This window comes from Stenotrophomonas sp. 78350_Sma (genome assembly GCF_056482105.1).
Genome location: NZ_CM151182.1, coordinates 2,947,417 through 2,966,339 on the forward strand (window position 1 = coordinate 2,947,417; position 18,923 = coordinate 2,966,339).

Here is an 18,923-nt window from a genome sequence, read left to right on the forward strand (position 1 = left end):
CAGCTCAGCCGACCTTCGGCATGTTCTTGGTCACGCAATGGATGCCGCCACCACCACCGGCGATCGCATCGATATCCACCTGTTCGATCACCCGGCCCGGATACATGTCTTCCAGCAGTTCACGGCAGTAGCCATCGGCTGCGTCGTCACCGAACTGCGGCGCGACCACCGCGCCGTTGATCGGCAGGTAGTTGATGTAGCCCATGGCCAGATCGTCGTTGTCGCGGGTATGCACGTTGTCGCGCCCGTCCAGTGGCGGCGGCAGGGTGTGCACCTGCAGGCGACGGCCATCGGCATCGGTGGCCCCGCGCAGAATGTCCAGGTGCTCGCGGGTCAGATCGTAGTCATAGGACTCCGGATCATTGTCCAGGTTGGCGATCACCACGCCCGGCCGCACGAAACGCGCATAGAAATCCACGTGCGCATCGGTGATGTCTTCGCCGGCGATGCCGGGCAGCCAGATCACCTTGCGCAGGCCGAGGTGGTGCTTCAGCTCGGCTTCGATATCCGCGCGCGACCAGTCCGGATTGCGATTGCGGTTCACCCAGCAGCTTTCGGTGAGGATGGCCGTGCCGTGGCCATCGACTTCGATACCACCGCCCTCGCCCACCAGATCGCTTTCCAGCAGCGTGGCACCCGTCACCTGCGCCAGCCACGGCGCCACCGCGCCATCGTTGCGGGCGCTCTGCTTGCCACCCCAGCCATTGAAGTTGAAATCAACCAGGCCCAGCCCACCCTGGCCATCGGTGACGAAGCAGCCGCCGTAGTCGCGCACCCAGATGTCATCCAGCGGCACCTCGAGGAACTCGATGTTGTCGCGGCCGCAGCGATCCTGCGCCAGCTTCCGCTGCGCCGGACGGCACAGCACGCTGACCGGCTGGTGGCGAGCGATGGTGCGGGCCAGGCGGGCGACGGCGGTATTCACCGCGTCGGCCTGCGCACCCCACACCCGCGGTTGCGCGGCGAAGGCAAGGAAGACGCGCTCCTGCGGGCCGTGCTCGTCGGGCATCCGCCAGATACCCGCGCCCGGCCCCGCCGCAGCCACGCGGCCCGGCAACCCTGCCAGGCCGAGGGCGGCCAAGCCGCCAAGACCAGCGGCGCCGGCCAGTTGGGTGAGGAAGTGTCGACGGCTGTTCATGACAGGCTCCATGGCCGGTGTGGGATGGACACCATGCTGCGCTTGCAGACACATAAGAACAAACGATAGATTCAGCCGACAATTGAACAGCTCTCCTTATCAGCAATGCTCAAGCACTGGCCACCGCTGAACGCGCTGCGAGGTTTCGAGGCCGCCGCCCGCCTGGGTAGCTTCCACAGGGCGGCTGAGGAACTGCACCTGACCCAATCGGCCATCAGCCAGCAGATCCGTGGCCTGGAGGCCTCGCTGCAGCAACCGTTGTTCTTCCGGCAGGGCCGCAGCGTCACCCTCACCGACGCCGGCATCGACCTGCTGGAAACCACGCAGGCGCTGCTGCGGCAGCTGGCCAGTGGTATCCGCCGGCTCGATCAGTACCGCAAGCCGAATCAACTGATCGTCAACACCACCCCGGCCTTCGCCCGCCATTGGCTGGTGCCGCGCCTGGCCAGCTTCCACCGCCTGCACCCCGACGCCGACCTGTGGCTGCTGACCAGCGAGGAAGCACCGGATATGACCACGCAGACGCTGGACGTGGCGGTACGCGACGACCTGGACTCACAGGCCCAGTGCCAGCACCGCGTGCTGCTGCAGGATCGCCTCTTCCCGGCCTGCCATCCCGACCTGCTGGCCACGCCCATGCATGAGCGCCTGACCCTGCATGGCGAGCGCGAGATGGACTGGAGCCAATGGCAGGTCCAAGGCGGCGTCGATGTCGGTCAGCGCCGCGAAGGCATGAATTTCTCCGAGCCCGGGCAGCTGCTGGATGCCGCATGCCAGGGTCTCGGCATCGCGCTGGTCAGCGAACTGCTTGCCGCTCGTGCTTGCGATCAGGGCCTGCTGCAGCCGCTGGATGAGGCACGCGTGCGCGGCCCGCGCTGGAGCTGGCTGGTCCACCAGGACAGCGCTGCCGATCCGCTGGTGATCAGTTTCTGTGAGTGGTTGCTGGCGAGCCTGCCCGCTGCGGCTACCGCTGCTCCAGCGCGCGTGTGACCGCTGCCTCGGCCAACGGCGCCATCACCGCATACCCCTTCGTGGTGGGATGCACACCGTCTTCGGCCAGCTGCGGATCCAGGCCGCCGGCGGCATTGACCATCGGCGTGTAGTAGTCCAGATAGACCAGCTGCTTCGCCTCGGCGTAGCGCTTCAAGGCCGTATTCAATGCGCGCACCTTCGGCGCAGGCGTGATGCCCGGCATCCACGGGTACTCGCTCACCGGCAGCACGGAGGCCAGCACCACGGCGATGCCATGTGCACGGGCCAGCTCAACCATCGCGTGCAGGTTGTCTTCGATCATCCCCTGCGTGGATGGGCCGGTATTGCCGGCGATGTCGTTGGTGCCGGCCAGGATCACCACCACCTGCGGCTTGAGCGCCAGCACGTCCTGGGAAAACCGCACCAGCATCTGTGCCGTGGTCTGGCCGCTGATGCCACGATTGAGCCACCCCTTGCCGGGGAAGAATCCAGCGCTGCCTTCCCTGCCCCAGCCTTCGGTGATGGAATCGCCGAAGAACACTACGCGTGGCTGCCCGGATACTGTGGCAGGCAACTGTGCGTTGGCACCGCGATAGCGCTGCAGCTGCCCGAAATCCGCAACGGTTCGCTGCAGGTACTGCAGTTCGTCCTGGCTGAGTTGCTCGACGGGCGTGGCCAGCAGTCCCGATACCGCTGGAACCTCACCCGCCTCCACACTTGTGCAGACAACAAGCAAGCCGAACAGAAGGCTGCAACGCGTTGCACTTCGCATGTTTTTTTCCTTCAAAGTAGTGGCGGCCGGATCGGCAGGGGAACACGTCCGAGGCCCGCCCGCCCTGTATCCCGGCCGGACAGACCGACCCGGTGGGGAAACGCGTTTTCGGTATCCGTCTTCAATCCACCCCGGACGATGATCAGATCAAATGTCTTGGGGCCGGAGGCGAACTGCAGCGTACCGCCTCGCGGTCCTGGGGGGGTGCCATTGACACTGAATTGATTCACCGGCCCAGACCTGAGAATCAAGCGGGGCCGGCCGTTGGCGGCTTCGCGCCTCAGTATGCGATGGAGCAGGATCAGCAGGAACCTGTTCAGCGCGTATGCCTTGCTGAAGTGCCCCGAATGGGTGACCAGCATCACCTCGTCAACATCCTTGCGCAGCATCTTCAGTACGGCCTTGCTCACAGCCGAACCGACCTTCCTTGAATTCAGAAGCTTCCTGGCGACAAGGGCAAAGCGCCTGTCCAGACGTTTGTAGATCGTTGGCGAGGAACTCCAGGTGGCTGCCATCGTCGCGTGCATGTCCGCCGTTGCCAGCTCGCGCAGCGCCTGGCTGATCTCGACGGACCCGGCCACCTTCGACTTCGCAATGACACGGTTCCAAGCATCAAGCGGATGAGCAACCTTCAACAGGCAGCGTAGTGCATCCTGCAGAGCACCGTCGCCGGAACCCAGGATGGCCACACGTGGACGCCAGTGCTTGTTCCCCGCAGGAGGCGTGAACCCCAGACGAGGTTTCATGACCTCGTCGCAGTCCCAGAATCCCGTATTCGAGTAGGCCGATGGGCAGTCCAGACCCTCGGCATACTGGTTCTTCTCTTTCGCGTAGCCCATGGCGTAAATCACGAAGCGGAAGTGGTGCGCCTCGGTGTTCGATGCGGTGCTGATATACAGGGCAGGCAACGGGCGCGCTTTCAGTGGAATCGCGTGAACACTCGCCGGCCCGATTGTCATCTGCTTCAACCGTTCCTTGGATCGCTGCTCAAGCGTTGCTCCCCTGATGAAACAGGAATCACTCCGGATGTGAGATTGCGAACCCCAGTTCGCCGCATGCTGGATCCAGCCAGCCACCTCGGTTGCGTAGGCAGCATCGAGCACGCCACCCACCCCTGCCGCCGGCAGGGGCTTAGTCATATGAAGCTGCAGCCCCACACTCGCAGCGCCAAACGCGGCCGACCGCAGCGGGTAACGGTGGTCGGCATGATTGCTGTGCGGCCATTCGTACATGGCCGCACTGACATATCTGGCGGCGGGTGAACGCAGTACTCCTCCCACGCCAGCCTGTGAATCGGTGTCCATGAGAATGAAGCGCAACTTGAGCCGGTCGGCCTCAAGCGCCGCGGCCAGGCCCGCTGCCCCGGCACCGCAGATGAGCAGGTCGAAGGACGGGCCGGGATCTGTCTTCACTGCGTCGGCACCGACTGCACCCAGCGCGTGAAGTTGCTGGATCAGCATCTGCGCCCGCACGATCTGGTCGCGGATGCTGATGTTGGAGAACCGATAGCTCAGGTCGAACTGTCGCGGCGCGATCTTCAGCGCAAGCAGGGTCAGCACATCCAGTGCGTCGTCAGGTGCGGAAACTGGGATGACGGCGCTCATCACAGGTTCTCCAGGATATCGGCCAGCAACTGCGGATCGGCTGAAAACAGAACCGGGTGACCAAGCACTTCCATCACGCCGCCACGCCCCGGCCCATCGCGATCATCGGGGCCTCGTGGTCCTTCACCGTCTCCTCCGTCTCCGGAACCACCGTGGCGACCGCGACCGTCATTCGCCACAGCACCCGGTGGCTCGTTGCGATGCCGCAGCCATGCGTCATCGTCATCGTCATCGCAGGAGATGTCGCCCCAGTAGGCATCCCGCGCCTCGACGCCATCAAGCGGTGGAACGCGTCCCTCTGGGTCCACGATTGAATCCATTACATCGTACATCCACGCGCCGAAAGGCCACCGGTGCGGTTCGCGATCAACTTCACCATAGGGATCTTTGTCGCCAAACAACTCAATCAGGCTACGGACAAGTACGTCACGCCGGCCACTGAAAAGCTCGGTTACACCGTCCAAACCCACATGGACCAGGACCACCCGTGTGTCTTCCGGCACAAGACCAGACATCTGTTCACGGCGCATCGACCCGAGCATTTGGCGCAGGTATCCATCTTCATGATCCAGCACCACGCGAACACTGCAGCGCACGGGGCCGTCGTGCGATACATGCGCGTGTTTCAGGTAGCCGCCCTGATCCACGCCGTACAACCGCGACAGGAAAATCCGTGCAAGCGCACGGAACTGGGCAGGGGAGAATCGCCCCTTCACTGGAACTGAAGGGTGCCACCGATAGGAGAATCCGCGCCCCCGTGGGCCCAACAGGCGAAGCAGGTCCTCCACGAATGGATTTTCGTTTGGATCAAATCTGTACACGTCCGTGCTCCTTCCGCGTTGCTGCGATCATGGTTTCGTTCGTGTCGAACAGCTCAGCGCGCAGATGCACGCGCCGCCACACCGGTCACCTTCGCCGGCATCCACATGCCCGGCGTCCAGCCACTGTCGGCCAGGATCGCTTTCGGGTTGTCCTGCTGGATCAGCGCACGCACCGCATCACGCTTGTCCTTGGCCTGCAGGTAGTAGGCCTTGGCGATGCGGTAACCGACCCAGTAGCCCAGGTCGTTTGGATCCTGCGAGCCCGGCTTGTAGTTGTACAGCCACGGAGACAGATCGGTGCTGTCCAGATCCAGCGCGAATGCACTTTCGATATGCACTTCCCGGCCGCGTGTCCACGCCGCATGGCGTCCATTGCCGACGTTGCCGGAAATCAGTTCGGTGATGAACTCGGCGATGCCTTCGCCCAACGACACGCGCAGCACTGTCGCGCGCGGGTCACCCGGCTCGAAGTCGGTCAGGCCGGTCTGCTGGATATGCACGTATTCGTGTGCGATCACATGCACGAAGCGGTCCTGCACATTGGCATTCATGAAGTCGGCCGCGCACAGCGCTTCCAGACCGATGATCACCCCGCTCTTCGAGGTCAGCCCCACAGGACGGCCGCGGCCCACCGCGATGGTCACCGGCGGGAACCGGGTCTGCGGGTAGATGGCCTGCAGGTTGGCGAACACCTGTACCAGGCGCTGCTTCACCGCCGGCAGCTCGGCCAGGCAGTTCCGGCCCTGCGCGTACAGCTCCGGCTGGCTGGCGATGGACTCGGCAATACGCTCTGCGGTGACCCGGCGCGCCTTGGCCAGCTCCGCCAGACCAGCCGAGCCTTCGGCCATGTAGCCACGCAACTGCGCAACACTGGGTTTACCGCCGGCGCTGTCGTAAAGCGCATAGAAACGACTGACATCCTCGGTGAGGATCTGCGGCCCCGCCGGTACCGCTGCGGTCGCCACGCCCATCGCCCCGGCACAGGCCAGGGCCAACAGGCCGCGCAGGATCATGTACATCGCTCCGTCCTTGGTGGTGTGCATGCGAAGCGCGCAATCTATCACTCCGCCCGGCCCACTGCAGCAGGCGGATGCGGGCGCCCCGGCGCTGTGCCAGACTCGCTTCGGCACCTGCCATGGAAGATGGAGCACCGCACGATGATGATCGTTCCCGCGTACTGGGCCGAAGCCCGCCTTCAGGGCCGTTTCCGTGGCCGGCCAGTGGTCGTGCGCCGCTTCGGCTGGTCAGACGAGGGCCCTGCCGAGGCCCAGGGTCACGCCGACCGCCGTGCCAACGAAGCACTCAACGCCATCCTTGCCGGGCAGGCGCTGCCGCGCCGCGAAGTACGCAGCAATTACGGCGTGGAAGGTGTACCGATCCGCGAGCAGATCGTGCAGCGCGACGGCGATGTGATCATCACCCGCAACAGCTACGGTGCGCTGTGCCTGAACACACCGGACGTGCTGTTCGCCGACATCGACCATGCGCAGCCACCGGCAGGTTGCGTGATGCCTGCAATCATCGCGGCAGTGCTGCTGTTCGCCGGCGCCATCATTGGCACCCTGCTCTGGCACTGGCTGGTGGGACTGGTCCTGGGTGTGGCGGCCGTGGTGCTGGTGAACACCGCGATGCTGATGCAGCGCAAGCGACGCCTGGCCGCGGCCGGCGGCGCCGAAGGCGAGGCCCTGCAGCGGGTCGCGGCCTTCAGCGAACAGCACCCGGACTGGCATCTGCGCGCCTACCGCACGCCGGCCGGACTGCGCGTGCTGGCCATGCATGCCACCTTCTCACCCGAGGACGAGCAGCTGCAGGCGTTCTTCAAGGCACTGGGCACCGACGCCCTGTACGCGCGCATGTGCCGGTTGCAGCACTGCTTCCGTGCACGACTGACACCGAAACCGTGGCGCGTCGGCCTGAAATACCGCATCCGCCCACCGGTGGCGGCGTGGTCAGCCGAACAGGCCAACAACCCGGACCGCCTGGCCTGGATTGCCGAGTACGAAAAAAAGAGTGCTGGCTTTGCCGCCTGCGCTTATCTGCGCAGTTTCGGTGATACCACGCGCATCCATGCCAAGGCCGAGCACGTGCGCGAACTGCACGACCGGTTGGCACACGTGCAGGGGCGCCTGCCGCTGGCGTGAGGATGGCAGGCCTTCAGTCAGCGCCCTGCACGAAGGGCTGGCCTGCCAGGGTAGTGCCCAGCCGCACGGCAACCTGCTGTTCGCCCTTCTCGAAGGTCGTCGCGCACTGCTTCCCGCCCTTCTGGCACCCCACTTCCGGAAAGCCCTCCAGTGATTCCGGCGCGCCCTCCACCGGCTTCACCTGCCAACCGGCCGCGTCCAGCAGGCGCTTGGCCTTGGCGTAGGGCATGCCGGCGATGATCCCCAGCTGCGCCAGTTCGGCGGGCAGCGGCTGAGCACCCGCAGTTGAGACCAGGAACAACGACAACGTTGCAGCAAGAAGGATGGCTTTCATTGCACCGACCCGGGACGGACTTACAGGTTCAGCCTAGACCATTTGCATGGCACGCGAATGTGCCGGTAACACGTCGTTACCGAGTCTCCACAGTTGATTGCAGAGCACTTGCAGCTCTTTACAGGCGAACGGGCAGCCGAGCCTAGGCTCGGCACTGCAGCAGGATGCAGGAAGGCCACCCGGAGGTGGCCTTCCTGTTCCCTTACCTGGCGTTCTTCACATAGGTGTCGAACCAGTTCAGCATTTCCGATACCAGCTGCTCGTTCGACTCCAGCGCGGTGTACCAGTGCGGCTCGTTCGGCAGCATCACCAGGCGGGTGGTGCCGCCGTTGCCACGGATCGCCTGGTACAGCTTGCGCGACTGGAACGGCTCGGTGCCCGGATTGGCGTCGTCCTCACCGTGAACCAGCAGCAGCGGCAGCTTGATCTTGTCGGCGTAGAAGAACGGCGAGGCCTTCAGGTACACGTCCTGCGCCTGCCACACCGAGCGGCGTTCGTTCTGGAAGCCGAACGGGGTGAAGGTCTTGTTGTACGAACCACTGGTCGCCACGCCGGCCTTGAACAGCGTGGTGTGCGCGATCAGGTTGGCGGTCATCAGGCCGCCGTGGCTGTGGCCTGTCACGCCGATGCGGTTGCGGTCGACCACGCCCATGTCCACGGCCTTGTCCACCGCCGCCTTGGCGTCGGCTTCCAGCTGCTCCAGGTAGGTGTCGTACGCGTTCTTCGGGTCACCCACGATCGGGAACGAGGCGTTGTCGATGATCGCGTAGCCGGCCAGCAGCATCAGGCGGTACGGCTGCAGGCGGGTGAAGGTCTGCTGCGAACCGGACACCTGGCCGGCCTGAGCGGCGTTGGCGAAGTCGGCCGGGTACGCATACAGGATCGCCGGCACGCGCTGGCCTTCCTTGTAGCCCGGCGGCGTGTACAGAGTGAACGACAGGTCCACGCCGTCGGCGCGCTTGTAGGTCACCAGCTGCTTCTTGATCTGGCGCACTTCCGGGGTCGGGTCGACCAGCTTGGTCAGCGCGGTCGCGGTGGAGGCGAACTGCGCCTCGCCGGTCTTCGCATCGGCCACTGCCTCACCCTGCTGGCGGATGAAGGCATTCGGCGGATCGATGACCGACTGGTGCCAGGTCAGGTAGCGCCCCGGCGTGCTGCTGAAACCGAGGAACTGTTCGTAGGCGTCGGCACTGCTGCGGAACAGGCGCTCGCTCTTCAGCGTGCCCAGGTCCAGGCGGTCCAGGAACGGACGGTCGCCCTGCGGCGACGCGCCACGGCCGCTGAGGAACACATGGTTGCCCTCACGGCGCACGACCTGCGCGCCATTCGGAAGGCGGGTGAAGACCAGGTTGCCGGGGTTGCCGTACAGCTCATCGCTGGACATGTCCCACAGCAGGCGGCCTTCCTTCTTCGGCTGGTCCACATCGACGATGCGGGTCTGCATCCAGTGGCGGTTCTCGTCGTTCTCGTACTGGAACGCCACGGCCGGATCGGCGGTCCACGCAAAACCTTCAAAGCGCTGCATGGTGCGGGTGATTTCGGTCGGCTTGCCGTTGAACGGTGCCTTCAGCATCAGCACGCGGTCGCGATGCGGCACGCTCACCTTCCAGTCACCCTTGTCCAGCGCTTCGGCATAGACCAGGGTCGCCGGATCGGTGGCACGCCAGTCGAAACCGCGCGGGCCTTCCGGTACGCCGTGCACCGGCACGCGGTCCGCCAGCGGCAGGCTGGCAATCGGCGTGCTGCGGCCATTGCTCACGTCCAACACCGCCACGTCGTTGGCGAAGCGCTGGTAGGTCACCGCATGCGAGTACGGCGCCTTGATCGATTCGGTCAGCACGTGCACGCCATCGGGCGCGGCGCTGACTTCGTTGAACAGCGCCGGCTGCCCGACCGGACGCACGCTGTTGGCGGCGGTATCGACCACGGCCAGCTGCGAAGCGCCGTAATAGGCGAACAGCTTCTCGTCATGCACGCTGGTCAGGGTGTCGCGGGCTTCGTAGGTGCTGCTCTCGCCACTGCTGCCCAGCGACTCCTGCGCATCCGGACCGGTCGGCACGCCACCGTTGGACGGCGCCGGGCCCTGATTGGCCGGCACCAGCTTCACCAGCAGGTTCTGGCTGCCGCCCAGCCACTGCACGGTGTAACCGAAGATCGGGTTCAGCTGCACGTTCGGCACCTGCTTCACCTGACCGGTGGCGGCATCGCCCACCCATAGCTGCACGCTGGTATCGACTGCGTTCTGGAAGGCGAAGTGGCTGCCATCGGCCGACCACAGCGCGCCGGTGGCGCAGCCCTGCGGCAGGTTGACCTTGGTCTCCTTGCCGCTGCCGATGTCGACCAGGGTGAAGTCGGCCACGCAGGCCGGAATACCGTAGCCCCCGGGGGTGTCATGGCGGCTGCGGTTCTTCGGCTCCAGGCGCACGCCGGCCAGCTTGAGGTACGGCTGGGCAACGCGGCTGATCGACGGATAGGTCTGCGCAGTGGTCAGCAGCAGGCGCTGGCCGCCCGGGGCCACGTTCGGCGCCGGCGGTGGCGGTGCCTTCAGCACCTTGAGCAGGTGTTCCGGCGGCTTCGCGTAATCGGCAAGGGCCGGGCCAGCGGCCAACAGGCCGACGGTGGCAACGGCAACTGCCGCTGCCAGAGAGGTTCGACGGATCAGCATCCTTATCCCCTGGGGTGTGAATGGGTACCCGGAATAGGGCATGGACCCGAATCTAGCACCGCAGGGGTTGTCGTGAATGGGCCGGAAGGGCTAGTGGCCGGATGGGGCAAAGTGGGACGCACGCGGAGAGGCCGGCGATGGGCCGGCCCCTGCCAGGCGTGGCCTGTCATCACTGCTGGGCGTGCAGGTCCCAGGCCGTCAGGTAATCGGGGTCGACCACGATCATGCCACTGTTGCGCATGCGGTACTCGCCGGGCTCGGCCCGCTGGTACTGGTCGAGCATGGGTGGCAGGTAACGCTCATGACCATCGCCTTCGTCGGCCAGTACCACGCCTTCGTCGGCACTGATGCGCAGCACGGTGCCCGCGTACTGCTCCAGACCCTGCACCTGGCCGTCGCCACCATAGCGGGTGACACCGACCAGCACGACCTTGCCGATCATTTCCTCGGCCTTGGCATCGTCCAGTGGGGGCAGCAGGGGAATGGATTCGATCTTCATCATTGCACCTCCGAGCGTACTATGGGAAGCGACAACTAACACCAATCGTCGCGCTTACGCTGCGAATGTGTCTGAGTCAAAGCCTACTCAGACGACAGCGACAATGCGTCGAGCGACCACCCAGCTCCCGGACTTGTTCTTCACTTGCGGCATGAGTCTGGCCCACACCACGGAACGGTCGCGTGAATTTCAGAGTCGAAACAGTGTTCGCTGAGAAGTACATGAGGGGAAGTGAGGGGGGTAAGATTTATAAGATCTCCACGATCGCCCCCCCTGCCGCCACTAGACACACCAACTAGAGACCCTAATTGCCGCAAATCCATCACCCGCTAAGATTTAATCAGGGAACAGTAATTCTATTGTTAGAAATCATCAAGAACAGAAGGCGCGATCGCATCGATCCGCTTCTGCTCAGCCTCGGCAACGGCATCGAAGGTTGACCTAGATATACCCAACAGGCTTGCTGCAGCCTCAATGCACTCTATCGAGCCAACCTCAGCATGCAACTCAGCGAGCTCGCCCAATGATGGATTAATGTGCCTATTCTCCGCTCCGAGAAAACCAGCAAGCTTAGTAGCCGCAGCGCTATGTATGCTTGACTGCAAATAGAAAGGAAACATTTTTTTGTCAATAACAGGAAGCAATAGAAATTTTGGCCCAGGATCCTTCATTACACCAATGAACAGTGACTTAGATTTTGATCGACGATTCACAGCCATCCTCCTGCCTGCGACATCCAAACCAAAATATTTTCTCATCACCTGATTTGGCGATCCAGCATCATCATCGCCATCAACCCTAGAAATGTAATAAACGTCCACCGCAAAATGCAGCGAAGCCAACTTATAATCAAACCCTGCCGCGAACTCATCCAACTCCTTCAGGAGCGGAAAAATGCAAAGCTCCCGAATAAGCCCGACATCAAACTCGCCAAAGAATCTGAAAACCTCACGGTATCGACTCACCTCGGGACTCGAGAACATTCTCTCAATGATACTGGATCGCAAATCACCCATATCACTCAATATGCACTGAGATGCGAAGTATTCTTGAAATGATTTATGCGACCATCTAAATTCCAGACCGTCCTTCTGGAAGATTGGAACTGCCTTCAACACGTCCTGCAAAACCTTTCGAGGTTCGACAGAGAATCCAGATCTTCCCACAGCCTTATCAATAAAGGACATCAATTCGTCATGGCCGTACGACACCCGGCCGCACCTAAAGGTCTCAAAGCCTAGAGCCCGCAAAAGCTTGTGAAAATCCTCTGAATCCAAACCACACTCTTTCTTCCGGGAAAAGGCGTCACCCTTAGCCAAATCGTGGTCCTGAAAAAGCGCATCATAAACTTGCCTAAAAAATATCGTCCTCTTAGGCGGAACTGAATTCCGGTAATCAAAGGCCCTGTAAAGAAGCGTGACAAGAAGAGGATTCCCCAGGAAATCCGAAACATTAGCTTCATCAACCCTTGAGATAAGGATTTTAGCTATCCCCCGTTCAGCATCACATCGCTCAATAAGAGAATTAGCCTGATCCCTACTCAGCTTAACTATTTCAGCCTGCATAAATGCCGGGAACAATGAAACAGAATATTCCGGCCTCGAAGTCAACATAAAATAACAGAACTGAAATCGCGCCGAGATGGAATTAACCTCATCAACAACTGCCGGCCGCAACGACTCTTCAATCTCGTCGAACCCGTCCAATACGAAGATGAAGTTGCCCCTCTCAAATAAGCCAACAAGTGCCTCACCTTCTGCAGAGTTTACTGCCCCACCCGCCAACTCATCTGAAAGACAAGACATTATTGACTGCCCCGATCTAAGCCTGCGAAGCTCAATGAGTAGAGGGATGCCTTTTCGCTCAACAATAGCTCGGCGCACTATGTACTTGGCTAGCGTCGACTTTCCCATTCCCGCGTCATCAGTGAGCGCGATACAGCGACTCTCCCGAAACAGTTCGGACGGATATGAGTCAATCAAAAAATGTTTCTTCGTCTGACTAGGTCGAATCCTCAGCGGTTCATATAATTCGTCAAATGCAACCAAGCCCGAAGTGCTGGCAAAGGTGGAAACATATCTCGTTTTGTTCTCAATGATTTTTGCGTACTTTGACAGCCTAAACTTAAGCTGCGTCTCCGATCTTTTTGAGTTCATGCCACGAAGATATGGCGCCACGACCTCAGAAAGAAAGAGCTTCACTGCCGTTGACGTCCCCCCCTTCACTGCGGCCCCCGCCATCAGGACACCCAAACTCTCTCCAGCCATTTCCTCTCCCCCTTCATATTTTTCGAAAGACTCTAGCCCGCAAGGTGCTCGCTGTAAATCTATCGCTGACTGCAAGACCGCGGCGCAAACAATGAGAGCTGCAAGCGCAAGCATGCATCCAGTCAGACCCTCAGAATTCTCCGCATGTCACGAACAGTTAAATGTCCGCGGTAGAATGCATCCATGCGCACCGTACATGCCCTCCGCTACATCACCCCCTTGCGGGAAGGTGGCTCCCTGCCGGCCGTGGTCGAGACCGACGACGACGGCATGGCCGTGCTGAAGTTCCGAGGCGCCGGCCAGGGCCCGAAGGCACTGATCGCCGAGCTGATCGCTGGTGAAATGGCGCGCACGCTGGGCTTGCCGATTCCGGAAATCCTGTTCGTGGAGCTGGACCGCGAGTTCGCCCGCACCGAGCCGGACCCGGAGATCCAGGAACTGATCCGCGCCAGCGAAGGCTTGAACCTGGGCCTGGACTATCTGCCCGGCGCGATCAATTACGACCCGGCGGCGATGCCGGTGGATGCCGACCTGGCCTCGCGCATCGTCTGGTTCGATGCGTTCACCAGCAATGTCGATCGCACCACGCGCAATCCCAACCTGATGGTGTGGCATCGAAAGCTGTACCTGATCGACCACGGTGCGGCCATGTACTTCCATCACGACTGGGCCAACGCCGGCGATGCCTGCGAGAAGCCGTTCGTGCTGATCCGCGACCATGTGCTGCTGTCGTTCGCCAGCCACATCGCCGAGGTGGATGCCGAACTGGCCGCGCGCCTGACCGATGCCGAGATCGAGCGCATCGTCGGCCTGGTGCCGGACAGCTGGCTGGTGGACGAACCGGCGTTCGACAGCCCGCAGGCCTACCGGCAGGGCTATATCAACTACCTCAAGCACCGCCTGAAGGTGCGTGCGGTGTTCGTGCAGGAGGCCATCCGTGCCCACGCTGCACACGTATGACTATGCGGTCATCCGCGTGGTACCGCGGGTGGAACGCGAGGAGTTCATCAACGTCGGGGTGATCGTCTCCTGTCCTGGCGCGCGTCACCTGGAGGCGGCCATCGAGATCGATCCTGCGCGCCTGCGGGCCTTCGCGCCGGCGCTGGACCAGGAGGCGCTGCAGCCGTGGCTGGATGCGATCGTGTCCGTCTGCCGCGGCGACGCCAGCGCCGGACCAATCGCGCAACTGCCCGCACGTGCCCGCTTCCACTTCCTCACCGCCAAGCGCAGCTCGGTCGTGCAGATGTCGAGCACGCATGTGGGCCGCACGGCCGACCCGGCGGGTGTGGTGGAACACTTGATGACGAAGATGGTGCGGGTGCCGCGCTGATGCGCCGGCCTCTCACTTCCTGGCGCGCGCCCTGTGCCAGGCAATGAGTGCACAGGCTACCGCAGCGGCAATCAACACCCACCCGGCTGCCGCCTGTCCATGCAGGTAGCCTTGCGCATACGCCGCACTGGTACCTTCGCTGGCCATCGCCGGGACACCCTTGAGTATCACGTGCACCCCGCGCAGCAGGAGCACCATGCTGGCGACCAGACATACCACGGGAAGCAATCGGTTCATGGCCCGATTCTGGTCCGCCACCTGCCCCAGCGTCAACATCGCTGCAGCACAGTCGCTCGGGCCTACAGCGGCACTCTTCGCGCGATGTAGTTGACCACGTTGCCGATCGCATCCGGATCGACATTGGCCAGGCCAACGATCACATAGCCCTGCGCGGGCAGCACCACGATGGCGCTGTTCGATCCAGGCGCACCGCCTTCGTGACCGTACTGGTGTTCCCTGCCCTCGCCCTGCACCACGAAGCCGAATCCGTACCAGCCCTTGTGGTTCTGCGCCGTGGTGGCCTGCTGCAGCAACGCAGATGAGACCAGCTTCCCACTGCGCAAAGCCTCGGCAAACGTCACCATGTCGCTCACCGTGCTGTAGCCACCGCCGGCTGACATGCCGCGCCAGGGCAGCGACTTCGTTTCACGAACCCATTGCCCATCCTTCTTCGTGTAGGCGACGGCACGCTGCGGGACGCTCGCTGTTTCCGGCTCGAAGCCGGTGCCGGTCATACCGGCCGGGCGCAGGATGTGCTCATCCACATACGCGTAGTACGACTGCCCCGAAACCGCTTCGATGATGCGCCCCAATACGATGAAGCCATAGTTCGAATAGCTGTCCTGGCTGCCCGGCGTGAACTGCGGCGCATCCTTGGCAAAGCGCTGCACATAGTCATCCAGCGTCTTCAACGACGCGGAATACTGCTCGAAATCGTCGCCGAAGAAATCGCCCAGGCCACTGGTATGTGACAGCAGCTGGCGTACGGTCACACTGTTGGCGACCGCCCTGTTCGGATAGTCCGGCAAGTACTTGCCGATCGTGCCATCGAGATTGAGCTTGCCCTCCTGCACCAGCTGCAGGATGGCCACCGCGGTGAACATCTTGTTGGAGGATGCAAGGCGGAACTGCGTATCCACGGCCACTGCAATGCCAGCGGTGCGATCGGCATTGCCACCGCGCCAGTCCAGCAGCACCTTGCCGTTCTGTGCCACCTGCAATGCACCCGACAGCGCGTCCTGCGCCCGCAGCGCCTCCAGCCTTGCTGTGGCATCGGCCATCAGCGCAGGCAATGCAACCCGTGCCGGCTTGTACTTGTCCGGCGTTTCAGTGCCCTCGATCTGGAACTGCTTCACGTGCGACGGGTTGGCCGGGTCCATGACCGCCGTCACCCACATTGCACGTTCGCTCAGCTGGCCCCTCACCAGCAGCTTCGCCTGGCTGGGCGCGCTCTCGAGTGTTTCCAGCACACTCAGCGGGCCTGTGCTCTCGCGGAACTCGAGATAGTCCTTGGGAGTGCTGCCTTCCTGCTTCGCATATCTGTCGGCGAATGCCTGCAACGCCTCGAGGCTGCCTGCATTGAAGGCCGCAAGCCAGTCATCGATGGCATCCTGCGCACGTGGATGTTCGCGCTCGGAAGATGCTGCGCCAGCTGCCGGAAACGCCGATGTGGCCACAAGGACCAGACAGGCCAGCGCATTGCAGAGAAACAGGCGTCCAACAGCCCTCATGGCAGCTCCTTTGCGGGTATCCCTGGACGCATCCTAGACGATGGGTCCGCCCGCCGCACCCACGCTAGGGACGCTGCCGCAACACCTCGACGGTGACGTTGAATGCCTCGATGCGATGCCATTCGCCCCGTTCGTACGGCAGCGATTCCACGCCCATGCCGATCTGATACCGCACCGCATCCGGACCTTCGCGCCAATAATAGGGCGCACCGTTGCTCCAACCACAACAGACGTAGCGCAATGCGGGCAGGCCGAATCTCTCGCGCAGATAGGCTTCCACCTTCACTGCCTGGGCGCCTGCAACGCGGTAGTGGGCTTCCATGGGTTTGAAGTAGGACGCGTCATCCTGGCTGCAGCCTACATACTGCAGTCCCGGAGGCTTCCGGCCCATCGCCTGCAGGAAATCCTGGCATTCGATATCAGGTCGCGCCAGGCCATCCGCGCGCCCTTGCACCTCCCACTCGGCCAACGCCTGCGCAGGTGTCTGTTGCGCAAGCGCGCTGGCGCTGGAAAAGGACGCCAGGAGCAGGAAGCGGGTGGCATGCTGCGGCAACGGGAGAGACATCACGGGGCGAGTCCTTCGCATGGGAACATGGGGACGCTGATCGATGCCACGCTATCGCCTTGCCATCGTCTGCTCAGTAAATCGTGCCACGCAGAAGTCCAGGAAGCTGCGCAGCTTGGGGGTCAGCTGGCGATCGCGCGGGTATACCAGGTTGATCCAGGTCGATACCGGCACATGGTCCGGGAGCACTTCGACCAGCTCACCACGCGCCAGCGCGGCGGCAAGCATTTCGTAGGGCTGCAGGATCAATCCCAGACCACCCACGGCCGCCGTCAACAGCGGCTCGGCCTGATTGACCATGAAGCGGCTGGACACCGGCACGCTCAACACGCTGCCATCGGCATCGCGGAAGCTCCAGCGGGTGCGGATGATCGAATGCGCGAAGCCCAGGCACTCGTGCCGGCTCAGGTCACTCGGGTGGGTAATCGGCGGACGCGACACCAGGTAGGCCGGCGATGCGCACAGCACAAGCGGATACGGCCCCAATCGCCGTGCCACCAGCCCGCTGTCGGCCAGGTCACCGGTACGGAACACCAGGTCGTAGCCGTCCTCGACGATGTCCACCAGGCTGTTGGACAGGTTCAGATCGACCTGCACATCCGGGTACTGCTGCATGTAAGCCACCACTGCCGGGCCGAGCGCGTGCACGCCAAAGGTGACCGGCGCGCTGATGCGCAGGCGTCCCATCGGCCGTCCGCGCGCCACTTCCGCCAATTGCTCGGCGCCCTCCACTTCCTCCAGGATCACCCGTGCCCGTGCCAGATAGGCCTGGCCGAAGTCGGTCAGGCTCTGCTTGCGCGTGGTGCGGTTGAGCAGGCGCACGCCCAGATGCTGCTCCAGCGCCTGGATGTGCTTGCCGACCAGCTGCGGCGACAGGTCCAATGCCTCGGCAGCGGCGGCGAAAGAGCCGACCTCGGCTACCTTGGCGAAGGTCCGGAGCGGAACGATCAGGTCCATTGCAAACAAATGTTTTCCAATGAAACACCAGATTACCCCTTATTCTGGTTGCAGACTACGCGCACAGTAGTGCCCACCCTTTCGCCGGCGCCCTCGTCGGCCCTTCCTCGGAGTCCCCCATGAGCCAGGTTGTCCGCATCCACGAATATGGCACCGCCGATGTGCTGCGCATCGACGATATCGACGTTCCCGCCCCCGCGCCTGACGAAGTCCAGGTCCGGGTGAGGGCGATCGGCCTGAACCGCGCCGAGGTGATGTTCCGCAACGGCGCCTATCTGCAGGAAGCGCAGTTCCCCAGCCGGCTGGGCTACGAAGCGGCCGGCATTGTCGAAGCGGTCGGCAATGCGGTGAGCGGCTTCGCAGCAGGCGATGCGGTCAGCGTGGTACCGCCGCTGGACATCGCGCGCTGGGGCACCTACGGCGAGCTGGCCAATGTGCCGGCTCGACTGGCGGTCAAGCACCCGCAGGCGCTGGGCTTTGAAACGGCTGCTGCGGTGTGGATGCAGTACGTCACCGCCTGGGGCGCGCTGCTGGAGCAGGCGCACCTGTCCGCCGGAGATTTCGTCATCATCACCGCTGCCAGCAGCAGCGTTGGCCTGGCCGCGATCCAGATCGCCAATGCGGTGGGCGCCACGCCGATCGCGGTCACCCGTGGCCCGGGCAAGCGCCAGGCCCTGCTCGATGCCGGTGCCGCCCACGTCATCGCCACCCAGGAGCAGGATCTGGTGGCCGAAGTAGCGCGCATCACCGGTGGCGCCGGCGCCCGCGTGGTGTTCGATCCGATCGGTGGCCCGCAGTTCGTTCCGCTGACCGAAGCGATGGCACGTGGCGGCATCCTGCTGGAATACGGCGCGCTGAGCAGCGAACCCACGCCGTTCCCGCTGTTCAACGTGCTGGGCAAGTCGCTGACGCTGAAGGGCTACCTGTACTCGGAAATCGTCTCCGACGATGCCGCGCTGGCGCGTGCCAAAGCCTTCATCCTCGATGGCCTGGACAAGGGCGTGCTGGCGCCGATGATCGCCAAGGTGTTCCCGTTCGCGCAGATCCAGGAAGCACACCGTTACCTGGAATCGAACGAGCAGATCGGCAAGGTGGTGGTCACGGTGTAATCCCGTGTCGTGCAATGGG

The 18,923-nt window shown here is 62.9% G+C and carries 18 protein-coding genes; 5 read left to right on the top strand and 13 right to left on the bottom strand.

Annotation, left to right across the window (positions count from 1 at the left end):
• Positions 1–4 precede the first annotated feature (4 nt).
• A complete protein-coding gene (locus tag ACZK4H_RS13750; RefSeq protein WP_099552347.1) occupies positions 5–1,138 on the bottom strand; it encodes an agmatine deiminase family protein in 1,134 nt (377 codons plus the stop codon).
• A 105-nt stretch (positions 1,139–1,243) separates the two neighbouring features.
• Here ACZK4H_RS13750 and ACZK4H_RS13755 point away from each other — a divergent pair, with 105 nt between their 5' ends.
• Positions 1,244–2,128, top strand: coding sequence for a LysR family transcriptional regulator (locus ACZK4H_RS13755; protein WP_099552348.1), 885 nt, complete (start codon positions 1,244–1,246; stop codon positions 2,126–2,128).
• Here ACZK4H_RS13755 and ACZK4H_RS13760 read toward each other — a convergent pair.
• Genes ACZK4H_RS13760 through ACZK4H_RS13775 form a run of 4 tightly spaced genes read right to left on the bottom strand, consistent with a single transcriptional unit; the run spans position 2,103 to position 6,326 of the window.
• Positions 2,103–2,882, bottom strand: a complete 780-nt coding sequence (locus tag ACZK4H_RS13760; protein WP_099552349.1) for an SGNH/GDSL hydrolase family protein — start codon at positions 2,880–2,882, stop codon at positions 2,103–2,105. The genes ACZK4H_RS13755 and ACZK4H_RS13760 overlap by 26 nt on opposite strands.
• An 11-nt stretch (positions 2,883–2,893) precedes the next feature.
• Positions 2,894–4,486, bottom strand: a complete 1,593-nt coding sequence (locus tag ACZK4H_RS13765) for an FAD-binding protein (RefSeq protein WP_099552350.1) — start codon at positions 4,484–4,486, stop codon at positions 2,894–2,896.
• The gene (locus ACZK4H_RS13770) at positions 4,486–5,307 is read right to left on the bottom strand and encodes a hypothetical protein (RefSeq protein ID WP_143567603.1); all 822 of its coding nucleotides are present in this window, start codon (positions 5,305–5,307) and stop codon (positions 4,486–4,488) included. The genes ACZK4H_RS13765 and ACZK4H_RS13770 overlap by 1 nt, the downstream gene beginning before the upstream one ends.
• 53 nt (positions 5,308–5,360) lie before the next feature.
• A complete protein-coding gene (locus tag ACZK4H_RS13775; RefSeq protein ID WP_099552352.1) occupies positions 5,361–6,326 on the bottom strand; it encodes a DUF2268 domain-containing putative Zn-dependent protease in 966 nt (321 codons plus the stop codon).
• A 138-nt stretch (positions 6,327–6,464) separates the two neighbouring features.
• Here ACZK4H_RS13775 and ACZK4H_RS13780 point away from each other — a divergent pair, with 138 nt between their 5' ends.
• A complete protein-coding gene (locus tag ACZK4H_RS13780; protein WP_099552395.1) occupies positions 6,465–7,448 on the top strand; it encodes a hypothetical protein in 984 nt (327 codons plus the stop codon).
• Positions 7,449–7,461: 13 nt separating this feature from the next.
• On the opposite strand, the gene ACZK4H_RS13785 is transcribed toward ACZK4H_RS13780, so the two are convergent.
• The 4 genes from ACZK4H_RS13785 to ACZK4H_RS13800 form a co-directional block, all read right to left on the bottom strand.
• Entirely contained in the window at positions 7,462–7,782 is a 321-nt protein-coding gene (locus ACZK4H_RS13785) for a hypothetical protein (protein ID WP_099552353.1), read from the bottom strand.
• Between the two features lie 202 nt (positions 7,783–7,984).
• Positions 7,985–10,447: a S9 family peptidase gene (locus ACZK4H_RS13790; RefSeq protein WP_099552354.1), complete on the bottom strand. Its 2,463-nt coding sequence runs from the start codon at positions 10,445–10,447 to the stop codon at positions 7,985–7,987.
• 169 nt (positions 10,448–10,616) lie between these two features.
• Entirely contained in the window at positions 10,617–10,946 is a 330-nt protein-coding gene (locus ACZK4H_RS13795) for a hypothetical protein (RefSeq protein ID WP_099552396.1), read from the bottom strand.
• A gap of 362 nt (positions 10,947–11,308) precedes the next feature.
• Positions 11,309–13,327 carry an NACHT domain-containing protein gene (locus tag ACZK4H_RS13800; protein ID WP_143567605.1) on the bottom strand — a complete coding sequence of 673 codons (2,019 nt, stop codon included), beginning with the start codon at positions 13,325–13,327 and terminating at the stop codon, positions 11,309–11,311.
• A 69-nt stretch (positions 13,328–13,396) separates the two neighbouring features.
• Here ACZK4H_RS13800 and ACZK4H_RS13805 point away from each other — a divergent pair, with 69 nt between their 5' ends.
• Both ACZK4H_RS13805 and ACZK4H_RS13810 read left to right on the top strand, forming a co-directional pair.
• Positions 13,397–14,173 (top strand): HipA family kinase, encoded by a 777-nt coding sequence (locus tag ACZK4H_RS13805; protein WP_099552356.1) that lies wholly within the window; start codon positions 13,397–13,399, stop codon positions 14,171–14,173.
• A complete protein-coding gene (locus ACZK4H_RS13810; protein WP_099552357.1) occupies positions 14,151–14,543 on the top strand; it encodes a DUF3037 domain-containing protein in 393 nt (130 codons plus the stop codon). The genes ACZK4H_RS13805 and ACZK4H_RS13810 overlap by 23 nt, the downstream gene beginning before the upstream one ends.
• A gap of 12 nt (positions 14,544–14,555) precedes the next feature.
• On the opposite strand, the gene ACZK4H_RS13815 is transcribed toward ACZK4H_RS13810, so the two are convergent.
• The 4 genes from ACZK4H_RS13815 to ACZK4H_RS13830 all read right to left on the bottom strand — a co-directional run bounded on the left by ACZK4H_RS13815 (position 14,556) and on the right by ACZK4H_RS13830 (position 17,795).
• Complete coding sequence (locus ACZK4H_RS13815) at positions 14,556–14,780, bottom strand: hypothetical protein (RefSeq protein WP_143567607.1); 225 nt, start codon at positions 14,778–14,780, stop codon at positions 14,556–14,558.
• A gap of 62 nt (positions 14,781–14,842) precedes the next feature.
• Positions 14,843–16,273 carry a serine hydrolase domain-containing protein gene (locus ACZK4H_RS13820; RefSeq protein ID WP_099552359.1) on the bottom strand — a complete coding sequence of 477 codons (1,431 nt, stop codon included), beginning with the start codon at positions 16,271–16,273 and terminating at the stop codon, positions 14,843–14,845.
• A gap of 64 nt (positions 16,274–16,337) precedes the next feature.
• Positions 16,338–16,826 (bottom strand): DUF4952 domain-containing protein, encoded by a 489-nt coding sequence (locus tag ACZK4H_RS13825; protein WP_239503690.1) that lies wholly within the window; start codon positions 16,824–16,826, stop codon positions 16,338–16,340.
• A gap of 63 nt (positions 16,827–16,889) precedes the next feature.
• Entirely contained in the window at positions 16,890–17,795 is a 906-nt protein-coding gene (locus ACZK4H_RS13830; RefSeq protein ID WP_099552361.1) for a LysR family transcriptional regulator, read from the bottom strand.
• Positions 17,796–17,914: 119 nt separating this feature from the next.
• Here ACZK4H_RS13830 and ACZK4H_RS13835 point away from each other — a divergent pair, with 119 nt between their 5' ends.
• Positions 17,915–18,904, top strand: coding sequence for a zinc-dependent alcohol dehydrogenase family protein (locus ACZK4H_RS13835; RefSeq protein ID WP_099552362.1), 990 nt, complete (start codon positions 17,915–17,917; stop codon positions 18,902–18,904).
• Positions 18,905–18,923 lie beyond the last annotated feature (19 nt).

What these genes read in the sequence shown, in the direction of transcription:
- ACZK4H_RS13750 (WP_099552347.1), bottom strand. Translation starts at nt 1,138, where the DNA reads ATGAACAGCCGTCGACACTTCCTCACCCAACTGGCCGGCGCCGCTGGT.
- ACZK4H_RS13755 (WP_099552348.1), top strand. Translation starts at nt 1,244, where the DNA reads ATGCTCAAGCACTGGCCACCGCTGAACGCGCTGCGAGGTTTCGAGGCC.
- ACZK4H_RS13760 (WP_099552349.1), bottom strand. Translation starts at nt 2,882, where the DNA reads ATGCGAAGTGCAACGCGTTGCAGCCTTCTGTTCGGCTTGCTTGTTGTC.
- ACZK4H_RS13765 (WP_099552350.1), bottom strand. Translation starts at nt 4,486, where the DNA reads ATGAGCGCCGTCATCCCAGTTTCCGCACCTGACGACGCACTGGATGTG.
- ACZK4H_RS13775 (WP_099552352.1), bottom strand. Translation starts at nt 6,326, where the DNA reads ATGTACATGATCCTGCGCGGCCTGTTGGCCCTGGCCTGTGCCGGGGCG.
- ACZK4H_RS13780 (WP_099552395.1), top strand. Translation starts at nt 6,465, where the DNA reads ATGATGATCGTTCCCGCGTACTGGGCCGAAGCCCGCCTTCAGGGCCGT.
- ACZK4H_RS13785 (WP_099552353.1), bottom strand. Translation starts at nt 7,782, where the DNA reads ATGAAAGCCATCCTTCTTGCTGCAACGTTGTCGTTGTTCCTGGTCTCA.
- ACZK4H_RS13790 (WP_099552354.1), bottom strand. Translation starts at nt 10,447, where the DNA reads ATGCTGATCCGTCGAACCTCTCTGGCAGCGGCAGTTGCCGTTGCCACC.
- ACZK4H_RS13795 (WP_099552396.1), bottom strand. Translation starts at nt 10,946, where the DNA reads ATGAAGATCGAATCCATTCCCCTGCTGCCCCCACTGGACGATGCCAAG.
- ACZK4H_RS13800 (WP_143567605.1), bottom strand. Translation starts at nt 13,327, where the DNA reads ATGCTTGCGCTTGCAGCTCTCATTGTTTGCGCCGCGGTCTTGCAGTCA.
- ACZK4H_RS13805 (WP_099552356.1), top strand. Translation starts at nt 13,397, where the DNA reads ATGCGCACCGTACATGCCCTCCGCTACATCACCCCCTTGCGGGAAGGT.
- ACZK4H_RS13815 (WP_143567607.1), bottom strand. Translation starts at nt 14,780, where the DNA reads ATGAACCGATTGCTTCCCGTGGTATGTCTGGTCGCCAGCATGGTGCTC.
- ACZK4H_RS13820 (WP_099552359.1), bottom strand. Translation starts at nt 16,273, where the DNA reads ATGAGGGCTGTTGGACGCCTGTTTCTCTGCAATGCGCTGGCCTGTCTG.
- ACZK4H_RS13830 (WP_099552361.1), bottom strand. Translation starts at nt 17,795, where the DNA reads ATGGACCTGATCGTTCCGCTCCGGACCTTCGCCAAGGTAGCCGAGGTC.
- ACZK4H_RS13835 (WP_099552362.1), top strand. Translation starts at nt 17,915, where the DNA reads ATGAGCCAGGTTGTCCGCATCCACGAATATGGCACCGCCGATGTGCTG.